Raw genomic sequence first — 16784 nt, forward strand, 5'->3', positions numbered from 1 at the left:
AGATAAAAGCCGCTCCTTTTCGAGAAATCCGAGATCGTCATGACCAGCCGCTGGACCCCGTCGTCGTGGAGAGCAAAGCCCGCCAAGCACGTCCCGACCGACTATCCGGACGCGGGCGCCGTCGCGCGGGTGGAGCAGACCCTTCGCCAGATGCCGCCGCTGGTGTTCGCCGGTGAGGCGCGCCGCCTGAAGAGCCTGCTGGGCGACGTGGCCGAGGGTCGCGCCTTCCTGTTGCAGGGCGGCGACTGCGCCGAAAGCTTCAAGGAATTCCACGCCGACAACATCCGCGACACCTTCCGCCTGATCCTGCAGATGGCGGTGGTGCTGACCTTCGCCGGCGGCAAACCGGTGGTGAAGGTCGGCCGGATCGCGGGCCAGTTCGCCAAGCCGCGCTCCGAACCGATCGAGACGATCGGCGGCGTCACCCTGCCGTCCTACCGCGGCGACAATATCAACGGCATGGACTTCACGCCCGAGGACCGCATCCCCGATCCGGACCGGCTGCTGCGCGCCTACGGCCAGTCGGCGGCGACCTTGAACCTGCTGCGGGCCTTCGCCAGCGGCGGCTACGCCGACCTCTACAACATCCACCGCTGGACCCTGGGCTTCGTCGGCGACAGCCCGCAGGGCGCGCGCTACCGCGAGCTGTCGGAGAAGATCAGCGAAGCCCTGACCTTCATGTCGGCGGTCGGTGTGACGCCCGAGACCCAGCCGGACCTGCGCCGGGTGGAGTTCTTCACCAGCCACGAGTCCCTACTGCTGGGCTTCGAGGAGGCCATGACCCGCGTCGATTCCACCTCGGGCGACTGGTACGACACCAGCGCCCACCTGCTGTGGATCGGCGAGCGCACCCGCCAGCTGGACGGCGCCCACATCGAGTTCATGCGCGGCGTCAAGAACCCGATCGGCCTGAAGTGCGGCCCGACCATGGAGGGCGACGACCTGCTGCGGCTGATCGACGTGCTCAACCCGCAGAACGAGCCGGGCCGCCTGACCCTGTACGGCCGCTTCGGCTCCGACAAGATCGCCGACCGCCTGCCGCGGCTGATGAAGGCGACCAAGGCGGCCGGCCGTTCGGTGGTCTGGGCCACCGATCCGATGCACGGCAACACGCTGAAGGCGTCGACCGGTTACAAGACCCGGCCGTTCGACCGCATCCTGGCCGAGGTCAAGACCTTCGTCGAGGTCGCCCATGCCGAGGGCGTCCATCCCGGCGGCGTCCACCTGGAGATGACCGGCCAGAACGTCACCGAGTGCCTGGGCGGCGCGCGGGCGGTGTCGGAGGGCGACCTCGCTGACCGCTACCACACCCACTGCGATCCGCGCCTGAATGGCGAACAGGCGCTGGAACTGGCGTTCCTGGTCGCCGAAAAGCTGAAGTCGGCCCGCGACGACCAGCGGCGTTTGGTCGCGGGATAACGTTGGTCGGCGATTGCTGGCGCGAACCTTCACAGGGGTATAGCTTTCTCTATTGAGGAGGCGCCTCCGATGAAGGTGTCGGCCATATCGCGTAGAGCTTTATGTGGGTTGGCCGGAATAGCGGCAGCATCGCCCCGCCTCGTGCTGGCGAAAGCGACCGATCCATCGTCAACTTCGATGAAAGCGCAAAACGATCGGCTTAAGGTGCTCGATCCGGCCCTGCGGTTGACGGTCGAGGTCCTTATCAACGAGCGAGGGCCCTTTCCCTTCATAATCGACACCGGCGCCAACGCCTCGATGATCTCGTCCGAACTGGCCGACGCGATCGGTCTGGGACGAGGAGCCGTCGTCGCGTTGCATGGCATCGCGGGTGTGGGCTTGGCCGATACCACGGTGGTGGATTCGTTGCGGGTCGGGCGGCGGCGACGGCGGAACGTGCCTCTGATCGTTGTTCCCGAGCAACGGCTGGGTAGCGCCGGTCTGTTGGGTCTCGACTGGCTGGGCACACAGAGCCTGATGCTCGATTATCGTAAGCAGCTGATGACGATCGACGTCGCTTTGCCGAATACAGATGATCGGACACTGACGATTCCTGCCTGGACCAAACGCAGTGGCATCACCCTGGTCGAAGCCACTGTTCAGGGCATGCGGTTACCGGCCTTCATCGACAGCGGTGCAACCAATACCGTGGGCAATCTGGCTTTTTACGAGGAAGGCCGGCGACGCGGAGCGATTGGAGCGGAATTCGTTTCGCTAGAACTTCATAGCGTAACTGGCCAGATGCTTTCCGGACGTTTGGCGAGACTGAAGACGTTGATTTTCGGCGGGCTGATGCTGCGCAATGTGCCTGTGGTTTTTGGACCCATTCATACTTTCGACTATTGGGACCTATCCGAAAAACCGGCGATCCTGATCGGGACCGATATCCTTCAGAAATTCGACACCATCGCCATGGACTTCAAGCGCGGCGAGATCCGGTTTCAATATTCCGACCGTGGCTGAACTGTTGAGCATGGAAAGTCTCGGCTTGCCCGTTTGGCAAGGCGCGTGACACGGCATGCCGCGTCTTGACCGCTCGCCCGCCGCTCTCCAATGGTTGTTTGAACGGAGTGCGTCGATGAGTTTGCCGGCCAGGTTGAAGCGTGAACTGCGGTTCCTGAAGGGACTGACGCGCACCTTGAAGCGCGTGAAGTCCATCGCGCCCGACAGTCCCGACCTGATCTGCGACGACCTGGAAGCGGCCATCGACAGGTGGCGCAACAGCCAGGCGATCGTCTTCGAGGGGCGCTCGGTCACCTATGGCGAGCTGGACGCCATCGCCAACCGCTACGCCCACTGGGCCAAGGGGCAGGGGATCACCCGCGGCCAGACCGTGGCGCTGTTCATGCCCAACCGACTGGAATATCTGGCGATCTGGTACGGCCTGTCGAAGGTCGGGGTGGCCACGGCCCTGATCAACAACCAGCTGACCGGCGCGGCCCTGGCTCACTGCCTGAACATCTCCCACGCCCTGCATTGCATCGTCGATCCGGAGACCTCGCCCTGTTTCGAGCAAGTCAAGGGCGGGCTGGAGCGTCACGTCCAGCAATGGGTGCTGGGCCCCGCCCAGGGCGACCAGCGCGACCTGGTCAATGCGCTGAAGAGCTGCAGCCAACTGCGGCCCGACCGCCTGACGGCCCGCAACGGCCTGACCGCCCGCGACACCGCCCTCTACATCTTCACCAGCGGCACCACGGGCCTGCCCAAGGCCGCGCGCATCACTCACATGCGGGCCCAGCTCTACATGCGCGGCTTCGCCGGCTCGACCGACGCGCGCCACACCGACCGCATCTATGTGACCCTGCCGCTCTACCACGCCACCGGCGGCCTCTGCGCCATGGGCGCGGCCCTGCTGAACGGCGGGACGGTGGTGCTGCGCAAGAAGTTCTCGGTCAATCAGTTCTGGGACGACGTGGTCGCCGAGAACTGCACGATGTTCGTCTATATCGGCGAGCTGTGCCGCTATTTGGCCAACCATCCCGAAACGCTCAACGAGCGGGCCCACAAGATCCGGCTGATCTTCGGCAACGGCCTGCGGCCCGACGTCTGGGACACCATGCTCGACCGCTTCAAGGTCGGCTCGGTGCTGGAGTTCTACGGCGCGACCGAGGGCAATGTCTCGCTGTTCAATTTCGACGGCCGGCGCGGGGCGATCGGCCGGGTGCCGCGCTACCTGCACAGCAAGTTCAACATCCGCATCGTCAAGTTCGACGTCGAGACCGAGACCCCGGTGCGGGGCGCCAACGGCTGCTGCATCGAGGCCGCCCCTGGCGAGATCGGCGAATGCATCGGCCACATCGCCAGCGACGCCCGCTCCAACTTCACCGGCTATGCCGACAAGGCCGCCACCGAGAAGAAGGTCCTGCACGACGCCTTTCAGAAGGGCGACGCCTGGTTCCGCACCGGCGACCTGATGCGGGCCGACGGCGACGGCTATCTCTATTTCGTCGACCGCATCGGCGACACCTTTCGCTGGAAGGGCGAGAACGTCGCCACCAGCGAGGTGGCCGAGCGCCTGGCCGGGGTGGCGGGGGTCGAGGAGGTCAATGTCTACGGCGTGCCGGTCGGCGAGATGGACGGCAAGGCGGGCATGGCCTCTCTGGTGGTCGGGCCCGAGTTCGAGATCGGGGCCCTGGCCGAATATGTCGACCGCGAGCTGCCGGCCTACGCCCGCCCGGTCTTCGTGCGCCTACAGTCGCAGATCGAGACCACCGGCACGTTCAAGTACCGCAAGATCGACCTGGTCAAGGAGGGCTTCGATCCGGCCGCGATCAAGGATCCACTGTACTTCCGCGACGCGGCCAAGGGCTATGTGAAACTGACCAAGGCGGTGCACGCCAAGATCCTGGCCGGGGCCTACCGGCTGTAGGGCTGGGCCGTGCCGGCCATGGTCCAGCGCCTGACCGGCCCCTAGGTTCAACGGCCGTCCGGCAAGATGTTGTGATCGGGACGAGGGGTGTGTCGCCGCCCAGCCGGGTATAGATTGTCGGCCGTGACCAGGATCATTGCAGGGAGCCCGATCATGGCCGATCCGCACAGCGAAACCGTGTCCAAGCCCTCCGCCGCCCCCCCGCCAAGGCGAGCGGAACCTTCCCCCTCGCCAGCCGCCGAGCCGGCCTCGTTCCGCCCCGACGACGGCGGGCGCCAGGCCCGGGAAGGCGACATCGCCCTGACCCAGGAGGGCGGCGAACTGGCGGCGGCCGCCCGCCAGACGACCCTGGCCTCGATCCGCCTGTGGGAGCAGGCGCTGGAGCCGTTCAACCAGGTGCTGTCGGGCATGGCGCGCCTGAGCCAGGCGTTCTGGCGCGACGCCGCCAGCGGCCTGCGCGCGCCGCAGGTCTCGCGGCTGCTGACCCCGGCCCCGTTCCTCGACCTGCCCTCGGTCGACGTCAAGGAGACCGCCGACGCTTGCGTGGTGTCGGTCGAACTGCCCGGCCTGACCGAACAGGACATCAAGGTCTCGGCCGAGGACGGCCTGCTGCGCATCCAGGGCCGCAAGGCTCAGGAGCAGGACGCGGCGACCTCGACCTATCGCCGCAGCGAGCGCTGGTTCGGCCAGTTCGAGCGCAGCTTCCCACTGCCGCCCGGCGTGGCGCCGGAACGGATGACCACCGCGATGCGCCATGGCGTGCTGGAGATCGTCCTGCCCAAGGCCGCGCCGACGGAAAACGCCCCCGCCGGGGCCGTTCGCCACTAGGGCTATCGGTCTCTCCAGACCTCCGCGGAGCGGGGCCGGCCGACTGGGCCGGCCCTTGCGGCCGCCTGTTCGCAGATGCGCTGATTGACGCGGCGCGATTGAATGGCCGCGCCATCCTGTCTATATGGCCTGTCTGATCGCGGGTCATGTGTGTGGCGACCCGGCAAATCCCATGCGTTTCAAAAGGATAGGGGGATATCGCCATGCTGCTGACGATGATGAAGGCCAAGCTTCACCGCGCCACCGTCACCCAGGCCGACCTCGACTACGAGGGTTCGATCGCCATCGACCGCGACCTGCTGGACGCCTCGGGCATCCTGCCCAACGAGCAGGTCGACGTGCTCAACATCACCACCGGCGCCCGCTTCACCACCTATGCCATCGAGGCCCCGCGCGGCTCCAAGGTGATCGGGGTCAACGGCGCGGCCGCCCGGCTGGTGCAGAAGAACGACACCGTCATCGTCGTCACCTACTGCCAGATGCCGGCCGAGGAGGCCCGCAACTACGCCCCCACCGTGGTGCTGCTGGACGACGGCAACCGCATCAAGAAGGCCGCCTGAGGATGCGCGCCGCCGCCGTCCTGGCCCTGCTGGCCGCGACGGGCCTGGGCCTGGCCGCCTGCGCGCCCAAGCTGCCGGCCGGGGTCGACGGCGACCGGCTGACCGAGGCGGTGGGCCGGGCCATCGGCGGGCCCAACACCTGCGTGCTGGTCGGCGACTCCAAGGGCCGGCTGGTCTGGCGGGCCGGCGGCTACATCACCTGCGCCCGCCAGCTGCCGAGCTGCCAGGGGACCACGACCACGGCCCAGACCGTGCTGGAGGGCGCGATCGGCAAGCCGCCCCGCTTCGCCAGCTGCCCGACCGGGACCGGCGGCGCCAACACCGTCGGCTGGGCCATGGGCCCGGCGCCGATCGCCGACGGCAGGCCCGACCGCCGCCTGACCTATGTGGCGGTGATGGAGGGCGAGCGCGCCTTGCCCGGCCGCGAAGTCCAGGAACGCGTCGAACGCGCCTTCGAGAAGGCGGGGCTGTAGGACTCTCCCTTCCCCCTTGATGGGGGAAGGGCCGGGGATGGGGGTGACGCGGCGGTTCCGCCGGCAAGGCCGCAGTCACCCCCACCCAACCCTCTCCCATCCAGGGGGAGGGCTCCAGCATCTACTTCGCCAGCTCATAGGTCGCCGAGACGTCGATCCGCACCTTCAGCTCGCCGCCCGACACTTGGCTGGAATCGGCCATCTCGCGCTTGGCCATGGCGTACATCGGCATCGGCGGGGCGGGCGCATAGCCGCCGCCCTCGGCGAGGTTGACCAGCCGCACGATCTGATAGCCCGAGGCCTGGGCGTAGAGGTCGGCCTTGGCCTGCAGGGCCTTGACCGCCTCGCGCCGGGCGGCGTCCTCGGCCGTCTTGGGATCCTGCAGGCCGAAGCTGATCCCGCCGACATTGGTCGCCCCCGCGCTCACCGTGGCGTCGACCGTCTGGCCCAGCCGGGCCAGGTCGCGCACCTGCAGAGTCACCTGGTTGCTGGCCTGGTAGCCGGTCAGCCGCGGCGGCTTGTTCTGCTCATAGACATATTGCGGGCTGACCGTGAGGGTCGAGGTCTGGATGTCGCGCTCGGCGATCCCGGCCTTCTTCAGGGCGGCGACCACCCTGGCCATCTGGGCGGCGTTGGCGGTCAGGGCCTGGGCGGCGGTCGGGGCGTCGTTCTGCACGCCCAGGGTGATGGTCGCCAGGTCGGGGGCGATGGCGGTCTCGCCGAACGCCGACAGGTTCAGGGTGGTGGCCCGGAACGCCGCGTCCGACACGCTCTGGGCGCGGGCGGGCAGGGCGGCCGCGGCGGCCAGCAGGACGCCCGCCAGGGCCGCGGAGGCGACCAGGGCGACGGGACGGGAAACGAGGGCGGTCATGAACTTGTTCTCCAGGCGGACGCCTTGCGCCGCCGGAGCGGCGGCCTGGGGCGTCTGGGGTTGCGGCCGCGGCAAGCGTGACCGACGGTTGATGGCTTCCTGATGACAGCCCCAACCTGAACCGGACCTTTAAGCGCCGTGCAGCCCATGCTAATCGACCCGTCCTCCCGCACGGGACGCGCGCCGCGCTCGCCCTGGGTCCTGGGGGCCTGTAGCTCAATGGTTAGAGCCGACCGCTCATAACGGTCTGGTTGGGGGTTCGAGTCCCTCCAGGCCTACCACCCGCCTCCTGGGGCGCAGCGGTGCAGAGGCGCATTTCGATCGGCCCGAACAGCGGAACGGCGAAGCTATCAAGGGAGTAGAGAACAGATGACGCTCGAGTGCATCAACCCGCACGATCTGCCGACCCCGACGACCTATACTCAAGTCATCGTCGCAAGGGGCGCCAAGCTCATTTTTGTCGCGGGTCAGGAACCGGAAGATGTCGACGGGAAGCTTGTCGGCCCCGGCGACCTGGCGGTTCAAGCCCGCCAGGTGTTCGCCAACCTCGGCCGAGCCCTTGCCGCCGCCGGCGCCGGTCCCGAGCACGTGGCGAAGATCACGATCCATGTCGTTGGCTACGACCGCGACCGCCATCTGTCGATCATCGAGGAGGCGCGAGTCGGGCTGTTCGGCGATCACAAGCCCGCCGACGTCCTCATGGGCGTCACCGCCCTTTCTCCTGGTTATCTCATCGAGGTCGATGCGTTCGCGGTTGTGGATGAGTAGGTCGCGACAGGGCGGGCGGATCTTCGAGAGGGCGCGGGTCTGGGATCTGGGCATCAGGGTCTCCTTTCGGACGCGACTTTGCCGCCTCACGCGGCGGGCCGCTGAAGGTGTGGGAGGGAGGCGGAGCGCCGGGCCAGGCCCGGAAGCTTTGTAAGAATTACCGTTTCGACCAGGACCGACGCTCCGCGCGATCGTTCTTCGGGAGCGTCCGGCGGTCGGTCCTGTTCGGACCTCGCCGGTCTTGGCCCCCGACGGGCGGGCCGGGCCCACGAAGCCCGGTCCCGGAACGCACGGGTCTCCCCGTGCCTGTCGCTCTCATCGGCCCTTCGTCAACGCCGTATCCGTAAACGGGCCCGGCCGGCACCAGATGACGAGGTCGCGGCTCCTTGCAGAACCGCCGCCGACGAGCGCGTCCCGCTCGACCGCCCCCCAAGGCCGCGAAGGTCGCAGGCCTCACGCCCTCCCCATCGCCTTGAAGTGGGTTGATTATGGGGGCGGCGGGAAAGGGGGAGGATAAACGATTTTGGCGTGTTGAATTTGCTCAGGAAACACGCCGGGAGCGGTGCGGAGAATTTTTTCACGGGCTTGAGGGACACACGCTCACTTCCGCCAACGCAAATATTGGATGAAAGGCCGTGGGGGGAATGAGTGTGTGTCCCTCATCCCTGTTTCCTGATTATCGCCCGCGCCTTCAGCTTCAGTAATCAGATGTGGAACAGGACGATTGCCGAGGCCGCGACCTTGAACAGTCGGGACAACATCCGGACGAGGCCGCTGGATCGCTTCGGCTGATTGAGGTTCACCGTCACGCTCACACGCCGTTCGCGCTTCAACTGCTTTTGGAGTTTCCGCTGTTTCTTGGCTTTGGATTTCTTGGAGGCCAATTGACCGAGTCCATCATTGAAGAGGACTAATTCGTTAACCGCGAATCGCTCCGCTCGCGCGGCTCGCACATAGTTAGACGTCAGATGAACGGGGATGTTCTATGTATGTTCACTGTCAGAAGCGGTCGCACCGCTGATTTCACTGAATTTTCTCGGTGGTACATATGTTGTAGGCGCGCTGGGCGTAGTCGGCGTGATCGACGCGGACCGGTTCGCTACCACGATTATCGAGACTCGCCTCCAGCTGGTATGATCGGCCATGCACATCTTCATAGATGAGTCGGGTGCGTTCCAAGTCGCCGACAAGATGCCGAGCCCTTCGGTGGTAGGCGCGCTCATCATCCCAGACCACAAGCTCGACGAGCTCTTCGCCAACTACACCAAATTGCGTCGCAAAATCTGGCCGCGCAGGGGTGAGGTGAAGGGGCGCCAGTTGAGCGAACTCCACGTCGCCGAAGTCATCAAGATGTTGCGTTGCCACTCGGTCTTGTTCGAGGCCGTGGTTGTCGAAATGGGGATGCACACGGTCGGTGGCCTGAAGGCTCACCAAGCCAGCCTAGCGGACGGGCTGACACGTAACCTGACGCCCCAGCATCACGAGAACACCCACAAGGGCGCGGCCCAGCTTCGTGCGGAATTGGAGGCCATGAAGCTTCCGGGCTTTGTTCAGAGCACGGCCAACTTCCAGCTTCTGAGGGAGGTGTACACCCACATCCCGAACTATTTCGCTCAGCGGTTCCCGCGTGAATTGGCGCAGTTCAAATGGGTTGTCGATGGGAAGGAGCCGATGGTTGATGCGACGCCTTGGGAGAAATGGTGGAGCTTTGTGATGTTCCCCTATCTCCAAGCTTCGTCGCTCCGTCAGCCTGCGGGGTTTCTCAAAGATGCTGACTGGTCGCACTTCGCACCGTTCTTGCACGACGAGATTCCAGAATATCTGCTTCCACACATAGAGCCGAGCGACCGGCCTCGAATGAGCGTCGATTTGCGCAAGGTGTTCGGCGATTTCCGGTTCTCGACGGATGCGGAGCCGGGTTTGGAACTCGTGGATATCGTGACGAACGGCCTTCGCCGAGCGATGGTCGGTCACCTTCAGAAAGCCGGATGGATCGGGATGCCGGATTTGATGATCCGGCGCCGCGATCAGAACCTAACGATTATTTCGATGAACGGCATCGAGCCCCCGCCAAAACTACCGTACGCGGACGTGATCCAGCGCTTCAAGGGCGTGGGAAAGGTAATGCTGACCGCGCCTCGCCGGTAGCCGTTTTTGGGAATTACGGTGGAATTACGGTGACAGCGCATTTAATTCCCGAATTACCGTGACGTACTTCGGACAGCGACCCCGCTTGTCCGGCCAGAGTAAACGGCGCCCTCGGTGTTCGCATTCCGTGATGAACGCCGCGTCGCCGCCAGATTCCGCACCTCCGCCAAATGGTCGCCGCCCGGCCTAAAATACACTCCACCCCCGGTTTCCTGTTGCCAAGGCGGGCCCTTCGCAAGACGATGCCGGCCTTAAGCTTAAGCGATCGGGACGCGTTTTCGGCCGGCTGTTCGGCCCCGCCCGCGCGCCCGCCGCACCACCTCGAACGGAGACCGACCCATGTCCTTGCGGATCAATTCGGAGGCCCCGAACTTCACGGCCCAGACCACCCAGGGCCCGATCGACTTCCATCAGTGGATCGGCGACGGCTGGGCGATCCTGTTCTCGCACCCCAAGGACTTCACCCCGGTCTGCACCACCGAGCTGGGCTACATGGCCGGGCTGAAGCCGGAGTTCGACAAGCGCAACACCAAGATCATCGGCCTCAGCGTCGATCCGGTCGAGAACCATGCGCGCTGGGCCGACGACATCGCCGAGACCCAGGGCCACGCCGTCAACTATCCGATGATCGGCGACACCGACCTGAAGGTCGCCACCCTCTACGACATGCTGCCCGAGATCGAGGGCGCGACCTCCGAGGGCCGGACGGCGGCCGACAACGCCACCGTGCGGGCGGTGTTCGTCATCGGTCCGGACAAGAAGATCAAGGCCATGCTGGTCTATCCGATGACCACCGGGCGCAATTTCGACGAGGTGCTGCGGCTGCTGGACTCCTGCCAGCTGACCGCCCGCCACACCGTGGCCACGCCGGTCAACTGGCGTCCCGGCCAGGACGTGATCATCCCGCCCTCGGTCAGCGACGAGCAGGCGAAGCTGAAATATCCGGACGGCTGGAAGACGCTGAAGCCCTATCTGCGCGTCGTCGCCCAGCCCGAGGGCTGACGGCGGCGGGGCGGGGCGGCTCGATCGGGGGAGGCTGGATTGCTGTTCGAACAGATCGCCACGGGCGGCTGCCAGTCCTACCTCGTCGGCTGCGAGGCGACGCTGAGCGCGGTGCTGATCGATCCGGAGATCAGCCAGATCGACCGCTACCGCGCCCTGGCCGCCCGCGACGGCCTGCACATCCGCTACATCGTCGACACCCACACCCACGCCGACCATTTCTCGGCCGCCAAGCCGATGGGCGAACTGCTCGGCGTCCCGGTGGTGATGCATTCGGCCAGTCCTGCGCCGCACGCCGGCCTCCGCCTCGACGACGACGACCTGCTGATCGTTGGCGAACTGCGCATCCGGGCCCTGCACACGCCGGGGCACACGCGGGATTCGATGTGCCTGGTGGTCGAGGACCGGGTGTTCACCGGCGACACCCTGCTGATCGGCGGGACCGGCCGCACCGACCTGCCGACCGGAGATCCCGACCAGCTGTACGACAGCCTGTTCGGCAAGCTGCTGCTGCTCGACCCGGCCCTGCGGATCTATCCGGCCCACGACTACAAGGGCCGCGGCTGCTCGACGCTCGGGGCCGAGATCGCCGACAATCCGCGCCTGCAGAAGCGCGACCGCGCCGCCTTCACCCAGATGATGCGCGAGCTCAGCCTGGCCGCCCCCACCCACATGACCGAGGCGCTGCGCACCAACATGACCGGCGGCAAGACCGTCGGCCAGCTGCTGGCCGAGGCCGCCGCCCAGGTGCCGCACATCGGCATGGCCGAGCTGAGCCGTCGCCTGGCCGACCGGCCCAACGACCTGCTGGTGCTCGACGTGCGCGAGGCCGGCGCCTTCCTGGCCGGCCACATCCCGGGCGCCCGCCACCTGCCGCGCGGCCAGCTGGAGCTGCGGGTCAATGACGAGATCCCCGACCCGACGATGCGCATCGTCACCTGCTGCGAGTTCGGCAAGATCTCGACCCTGGCCGCGGCGACCCTGCGCCAGCTGGGCTTCATGCGCGCCACGGCCCTGGACGGCGGCATGAAGACCTGGCGGGACGGGGGGTATCCGGTGGAGGCGTGAGGGGCGGCTCCCGTTTTCAACGGTTCTCAGGCGGCTTCATGCACCTTCGTCGGTGCGGTCGTCAGGCGCAGGCCCAGGGCCTGGACCACCTTCAGCACCGTATCCAACTGCGGGTTGCCGCCGTCCTTCAGGGCCTTGTACAGGCTCTCGCGGCCAAGGCCGGCCTTCTCGGCGACCACCGTCATGCCTTTCGATCGCGCGAGGATACCCAGCGCGTGGGCCACGTAGCCCGCATCGCCGCTTTCCAGCGCGTCCTCCAGGAAGGCGATGACCGCCTCGGGGGTGTCGATGTACTTGGCTGCGTCAAACCGCGTCGTCTTCGTCTTGCCGGTCATCAGGTCATCTCTCGTTCGGGTGCTGGCGACACCCTGGTCGGCGAGGATCAGAGGCCCCTCGCCAAGGCCTTCGCCTTCTCGATATCCCGGTCCTGCGTCCGCTTGTCGCCTCCGCAGAGGACGACGATCAGCACGTCGCCCCGCCGGACGAAGTACACCCGAAAGCCTGATCCGTAATGGATCCGCGCCTCGCCCACGCCTTCGCCCACGGGTCGAACGTCGCCAAGCAGCCCGAGTTCGAACCGCGACAAGCGCCCGGCGATCGCCTGGACGGCTCGAACGTCCTTCAGGCTTTCGAGCCATTCGGTGAATTCGGCGGTCGCCTGAACTTCAATCACGCCACTGTATCCCATGGGATACGCGGCGGATGCAAGTCGTTTTGTATCCTTCAGGATACGATTTTTGATCGACCCGCCTGTGTGCGTGTTTTTGACGCCAGGTGCAAAGAACCAGAAGGATAGGCGCCGCTACCGCCCGGGACCGCGCCGACCCCGCAAGGGCGGCCGGCTCCGAGCGATCGGACAATCGGGGAGCCGGCCTGTGCTTCGCCGCTGGCAGGCGTGCGGAAGCTTCGCGACATTCTGCCGCAGAGATTGCGGTAATCCTAATTTCAGCCAAGGCGGAGGCCGTCTGTCCTGCGGCCGGGACCACGAACCGGCAGGGGGCGGATCGGCGGCGGGAACTCAGCCTGGACGCGACCGACGGCGGCGGTCTACTGGAGCGGACGGCGTTCCTGTCCGGCCCCGGCCTCGATGGTCCGGCGTTCGCTGAGCAGGGCCTTTTCGCGATCGTCGAGCTGGGCCACATGCTCGGCCAGGATCTTGGCCAGATCCCGCATGGTCTTGTGCGTCATCACGAAACGCCCCGCCTCGGTCGCTTGGATCGCCCCGTCCGTCACCGGGCCGCCCGGTCCGACCGTGCAGAGTATCGTCATGTCCTCGGTCACGGCGACGCTCACACGGCTCACATAGGTCGTCTGCATGGTCGTCTTCCTCCCTATTGCCTTGTCGTGACAATAGGTCGCATAGGTTGCGTCCGACTAAACAAGCGAGGCCTTGGCGGCTCCGGTCGCCAAGCGGGACGCACAGGCCTCGGGTTCCGTCGGCGCGACCGGCCGTCACCGTCCCCGGGATCGCGCCCGCCGGCCCGGCGCGGCGGGCTCGTCGCCGTTCGCCGCCTCGCCGCCCACCGCCTCGATCACCGCCCGGATCAGGCCGGCCGGGGTCAGGGGCTTGGTGACCACGCCGTGGAAGCCGGCGGCCACCAGACCGCGGACGGAGTCTTGGTCGGCGTCGGCGGTGAAGGCCAGGATCGGCGTGGCGGCGTTGGGGCCGGCCGAGGCGCGGATGCGGGTCAGGGCGCCGGGGCCGTCGAGCCGGGGCATGCGCACGTCCATCAGGATCAGGTCGAAGGGCTGCTCGGCGGCGCGGGCCACCGCCTCCTCGCCGTCGGCGGCCTCGGCGATCTCGGCCCCGACCCCGGCCAGGAACAGCCGTCCCAGCTCGCGATTGGCCGGATGGTCGTCGACGACCAGCACCCGCAGGCCGGCCAGGCCCATCGGCCCGCGCGCCGACGGGGCCGGGTCAGTCGCGGCTGCGGCCGGCGGAGCGGGAATCTCGAACCAGAAGCAGCAGCCCTGGCCCTCACGGCTGTCGACGCCGATCTGGCCGCCCATGGCCTCGACCAGGCCCTTGCAGATCGCCAGGCCCAGACCGGTGCCGCCCTGGGCCCGGGTCAAGGAGCCGTCGACCTGGGAGAAGCGCTTGAACAGCCGGTCGCGCTTGTCCGCGCAGACCCCGGCCCCCGTGTCGATCACCTCGACCCGCAGGATCCGGGCCGCGCGGTCGTAGCGGGTGCGCAGGGTGACGCCGCCCGCGGCGGTGAACTTGACGGCGTTGCCGACCAGGTTGAGCAGGATCTGGCGGACGCGGTCGGGATCGACCCCGACCACCAGGTCGTCGCCGTCGCTGGAGCCATCGCCGTCCAGCGCCAGGTCGAGGTCCTTGGCCCCGGCCTGGGGCGCGAACAGGTCCAGGGTCTCGCGGCAGAGCCGGGCGATCGACACCGGCTGCGGATGGATGCTGATCTGGCCGGCCTCGAGGGTGGAGAAGTCGAGGATGTCGTTGACCGTGCACAGCAGGGCGCGGCTGGCGTCGGCGACCCGCTCGACATACTGCCGGGTCAGGTCGGTCAGGCCGGGCTGCTCGGCGGCCAGGCCGGTGAAGCCGACGATGCTGGTCAGGGGCGTGCGCAATTCGTGGCTCATATTGGCCAGGAACTCGCCCTTCACCTGGGCGGCGGCCTCGGCCTCGGCCCGGGCCTCGCGCAGCTGGGTCTCCAGGGCCTTGCGGGGGGTGATGTCGCGGATCACGTCGTTGAGGCCGGTGAAGCGGCCGGTGGCGGGATCGACGCACAGGGTCGGCTTGCACTCCAGCCACAGCAGGTCGCCGGACTTGTGACGGGCGCGGAATTCGATCGGCCAGGCCGCCATCCGGCCCTTGGAGCCGAACACCGCCTGGCACATGTCGCGGACCTTCTTGCCGTCCTCGGGATGCATCAGCGACAGGAAGTTGCGGCCGACCAGTTCCTCGGCCGCGAAGCCGGTGATGGCCAGGCTGGCCGGCGACACATAGGTCAGCACGCCGTCGAGTCGGCTCTCGCAGATGATGTCCGGGGCGTTGACGGCCAGGCGGCGGAAGCGGCCTTCGCTCTCGGCCAGCGCCGCCTCGGCCGCCTTCTGGTCGGTGACATCGACGACCGTGCCGATGACGGTGCGCGCCTGGCCGTCGGCGTCATGTTCGATATAGACCCGCCCGGACAGGTGCCGGACCTCGCCATTGGGGCGGATGATCCGGGTGGTCACGGTCTCGCTGATCGCGTCGGTGGTAAGCCGCCGGCAGACCTGGGGGATGAGGTCGGCGTCGTCGGGGTGGGTCATGTTCCTGAGCACCGCGCCGTCCAGCGGCGTGTCCAGGGGCAGACCGTGGATGCGGTGCATCTGGGGCGACCAGGTCACCTGGCGGGTCGGAACGTCCACGCGCCAGTGGCCAAGGCCGGCCACGGTCTCGGCGACCTCGGCCTGGCGGGCCAGTTCCTGGGCCCGGTCGCGCGCTTCGGTCATCGCCGCCTCGGCGACCTTCAGGTCGGTGATGTCGACGCTGACCGAGATCGTGCCGCCGTCGGCGGTGCGGCGCTCGGTGACCCGCAGCCAGCGGCCGCAGACCGTCTTGTGGGTCAGGCTGCGCGGCGCGCCCCAGCGGGCGGCCTGGCGTTCGGCGATCCATTCGGCGTCGCGGCCGACGGCTTCGGCATAGACGCCCTGGGCGACGTTGCGGGCCAGCAGTTCCGCGAACGGCAGGCCGACCGCCAGCGTCGCGTCGCCGACCTGGAACAGGTCGGCGTAGCGGGCGTTCCAGGCGACCAGCCGGTCGGCGGCGTCGTAGAAGGCCAGGCCTTCGGGCATGACGTCCAGCGCCTCGCGCAGACGCCGAAGGCTGCCGCGGCTGGCGGCGTCGATGGCCGCGCCGCTGATCACCGTGATCAGGATCAGCGCCATGACCGCGGCGGTGATCGCCACGATCACCGGGTCGGACATCAGGGCGGCGGGAACCATGACGGTGGGGTCGGGTAGGATGGTCACGGCGGTCATGCCGGTGAAGTGCATGCCGATGACGGCCAGGCTGAGCAGGCCGCCGGCCCCCGCCAGGCGGTCCCATCGGGCCTTGGGCCGGGCGACCAGAAGCGCCGCGCCGGCCAGGATCGAGCCGATCGCCACCGAGGCCAGGACATAGCGGCCGTCCCAGTGCAGCACGCCGGCCGTCCGGTAGCCGGCCATGCCCGCATAGTGCATGGCCGCAATGCTCGAGCCCACCGCGCCGCCGCCGACGGCGGCCCGCAGGCCGGGTCGAGGGGCGTGGGTCATCGTCGAGGCCAGGGCGAAGCCGAGGGTCGCGCCGATCACGCCGACCAATAGAGAGCCGAGCGTCGCCAGCGGCGCATAGCCGACCGGCAGGCCGGTCTTGAAGGCCAGCATGGCGATGAAGTGGGTCGTCCAGATGCCGGAGCCGGCGACGATCCCGGCCATGGCCAGCCAGACCCAGCGTCCGGACGCCGGGAAGGACAGCGCCTTGGCGTAGAGGAAGAAGGTCGCCAGCGTGGTCGGGACGCAGACCAGCGCCGCGATCACGACCAGTCGCCAGTCGTGTCCGCCCGATATGCAAAGCAGGACGTTGAACATGCGGTCCCCGACGTCTTTTGCGGCGACTATTACCTTTAGGGCTTAAGGAGTGGTCAGGAATAGATGCCGCGGGGGTGCGACAGATCGACCTATGGTCGTGGGTCAGATCTGGGAAGGTTTCGAATAAATCTGGCGGTATCCGGATAATGACCAAGTAAAATGATGGT

Annotated in this window: 16 protein-coding genes and 1 tRNA gene; 11 read left to right on the forward strand and 6 right to left on the reverse strand. The window is 67.3% G+C overall.

The window, feature by feature from the left end:
* The first annotated feature begins 39 nt into the window (after positions 1-39).
* The 6 genes from ACIPQB_RS07765 (at position 40) to ACIPQB_RS07790 (ending at position 6188) form a co-directional block, all read left to right on the forward strand.
* A complete protein-coding gene (locus ACIPQB_RS07765) occupies positions 40-1419 on the forward strand; it encodes a class II 3-deoxy-7-phosphoheptulonate synthase (protein WP_446484627.1) in 1380 nt (459 codons plus the stop codon).
* A 69-nt stretch (positions 1420-1488) separates the two neighbouring features.
* The gene (locus ACIPQB_RS07770) at positions 1489-2421 is read left to right on the forward strand and encodes an aspartyl protease family protein (RefSeq protein ID WP_446484628.1); all 933 of its coding nucleotides are present in this window, start codon (positions 1489-1491) and stop codon (positions 2419-2421) included.
* A 115-nt stretch (positions 2422-2536) separates the two neighbouring features.
* Complete coding sequence (locus ACIPQB_RS07775) at positions 2537-4327, forward strand: long-chain-acyl-CoA synthetase (RefSeq protein ID WP_446484629.1); 1791 nt, start codon at positions 2537-2539, stop codon at positions 4325-4327.
* A 153-nt stretch (positions 4328-4480) separates the two neighbouring features.
* A complete protein-coding gene (locus ACIPQB_RS07780; RefSeq protein ID WP_446484630.1) occupies positions 4481-5155 on the forward strand; it encodes an Hsp20/alpha crystallin family protein in 675 nt (224 codons plus the stop codon).
* Positions 5156-5358: 203 nt separating this feature from the next.
* Entirely contained in the window at positions 5359-5715 is a 357-nt protein-coding gene (gene panD / locus ACIPQB_RS07785) for an aspartate 1-decarboxylase (protein WP_446484631.1), read from the forward strand.
* Positions 5716-5717: 2 nt separating this feature from the next.
* Positions 5718-6188, forward strand: coding sequence for a hypothetical protein (locus ACIPQB_RS07790; protein WP_446484632.1), 471 nt, complete (start codon positions 5718-5720; stop codon positions 6186-6188).
* 121 nt (positions 6189-6309) lie between these two features.
* Here ACIPQB_RS07790 and ACIPQB_RS07795 read toward each other — a convergent pair whose 3' ends face one another.
* On the reverse strand, positions 6310-7059 hold the full coding sequence (locus ACIPQB_RS07795) for an SIMPL domain-containing protein (RefSeq protein WP_446484633.1): 750 nt from the start codon (positions 7057-7059) through the stop codon (positions 6310-6312).
* Between the two features lie 205 nt (positions 7060-7264).
* Between ACIPQB_RS07795 and ACIPQB_RS07800 the strand changes: the two genes are divergently transcribed.
* A tRNA-Ile gene (locus ACIPQB_RS07800) sits at positions 7265-7340 on the forward strand.
* Between the two features lie 88 nt (positions 7341-7428).
* Positions 7429-7827: a RidA family protein gene (locus ACIPQB_RS07805; RefSeq protein WP_446484634.1), complete on the forward strand. Its 399-nt coding sequence runs from the start codon at positions 7429-7431 to the stop codon at positions 7825-7827.
* Between the two features lie 704 nt (positions 7828-8531).
* Here ACIPQB_RS07805 and ACIPQB_RS07810 read toward each other — a convergent pair.
* Entirely contained in the window at positions 8532-8711 is a 180-nt protein-coding gene (locus tag ACIPQB_RS07810; RefSeq protein WP_446484635.1) for a hypothetical protein, read from the reverse strand.
* A gap of 259 nt (positions 8712-8970) precedes the next feature.
* On the opposite strand from ACIPQB_RS07810, the gene ACIPQB_RS07815 reads away from it, so the two are divergent.
* The 3 genes from ACIPQB_RS07815 (at position 8971) to ACIPQB_RS07825 (ending at position 12045) form a co-directional block, all read left to right on the forward strand.
* Positions 8971-9975: a hypothetical protein gene (locus ACIPQB_RS07815; protein WP_446484636.1), complete on the forward strand. Its 1005-nt coding sequence runs from the start codon at positions 8971-8973 to the stop codon at positions 9973-9975.
* Between the two features lie 339 nt (positions 9976-10314).
* Positions 10315-10977 carry a peroxiredoxin gene (locus ACIPQB_RS07820; RefSeq protein ID WP_446484637.1) on the forward strand — a complete coding sequence of 221 codons (663 nt, stop codon included), beginning with the start codon at positions 10315-10317 and terminating at the stop codon, positions 10975-10977.
* 39 nt (positions 10978-11016) lie between these two features.
* Positions 11017-12045 (forward strand): MBL fold metallo-hydrolase, encoded by a 1029-nt coding sequence (locus ACIPQB_RS07825; RefSeq protein ID WP_446484638.1) that lies wholly within the window; start codon positions 11017-11019, stop codon positions 12043-12045.
* Between the two features lie 26 nt (positions 12046-12071).
* Here ACIPQB_RS07825 and ACIPQB_RS07830 read toward each other — a convergent pair whose 3' ends face one another.
* From ACIPQB_RS07830 to ACIPQB_RS07845, 4 genes are all read right to left on the reverse strand, one after another.
* Complete coding sequence (locus tag ACIPQB_RS07830; protein WP_446484639.1) at positions 12072-12380, reverse strand: addiction module antidote protein; 309 nt, start codon at positions 12378-12380, stop codon at positions 12072-12074.
* A gap of 47 nt (positions 12381-12427) precedes the next feature.
* The gene (locus ACIPQB_RS07835; RefSeq protein ID WP_446484640.1) at positions 12428-12718 is read right to left on the reverse strand and encodes a type II toxin-antitoxin system RelE/ParE family toxin; all 291 of its coding nucleotides are present in this window, start codon (positions 12716-12718) and stop codon (positions 12428-12430) included.
* Between the two features lie 374 nt (positions 12719-13092).
* Complete coding sequence (locus tag ACIPQB_RS07840; RefSeq protein WP_446484641.1) at positions 13093-13362, reverse strand: hypothetical protein; 270 nt, start codon at positions 13360-13362, stop codon at positions 13093-13095.
* Positions 13363-13497: 135 nt separating this feature from the next.
* Positions 13498-16617: a PAS domain S-box protein gene (locus ACIPQB_RS07845; RefSeq protein ID WP_446484642.1), complete on the reverse strand. Its 3120-nt coding sequence runs from the start codon at positions 16615-16617 to the stop codon at positions 13498-13500.
* Positions 16618-16784: the final 167 nt, after the last annotated feature.

This window comes from Caulobacter sp. LARHSG274, assembly GCF_052871235.1.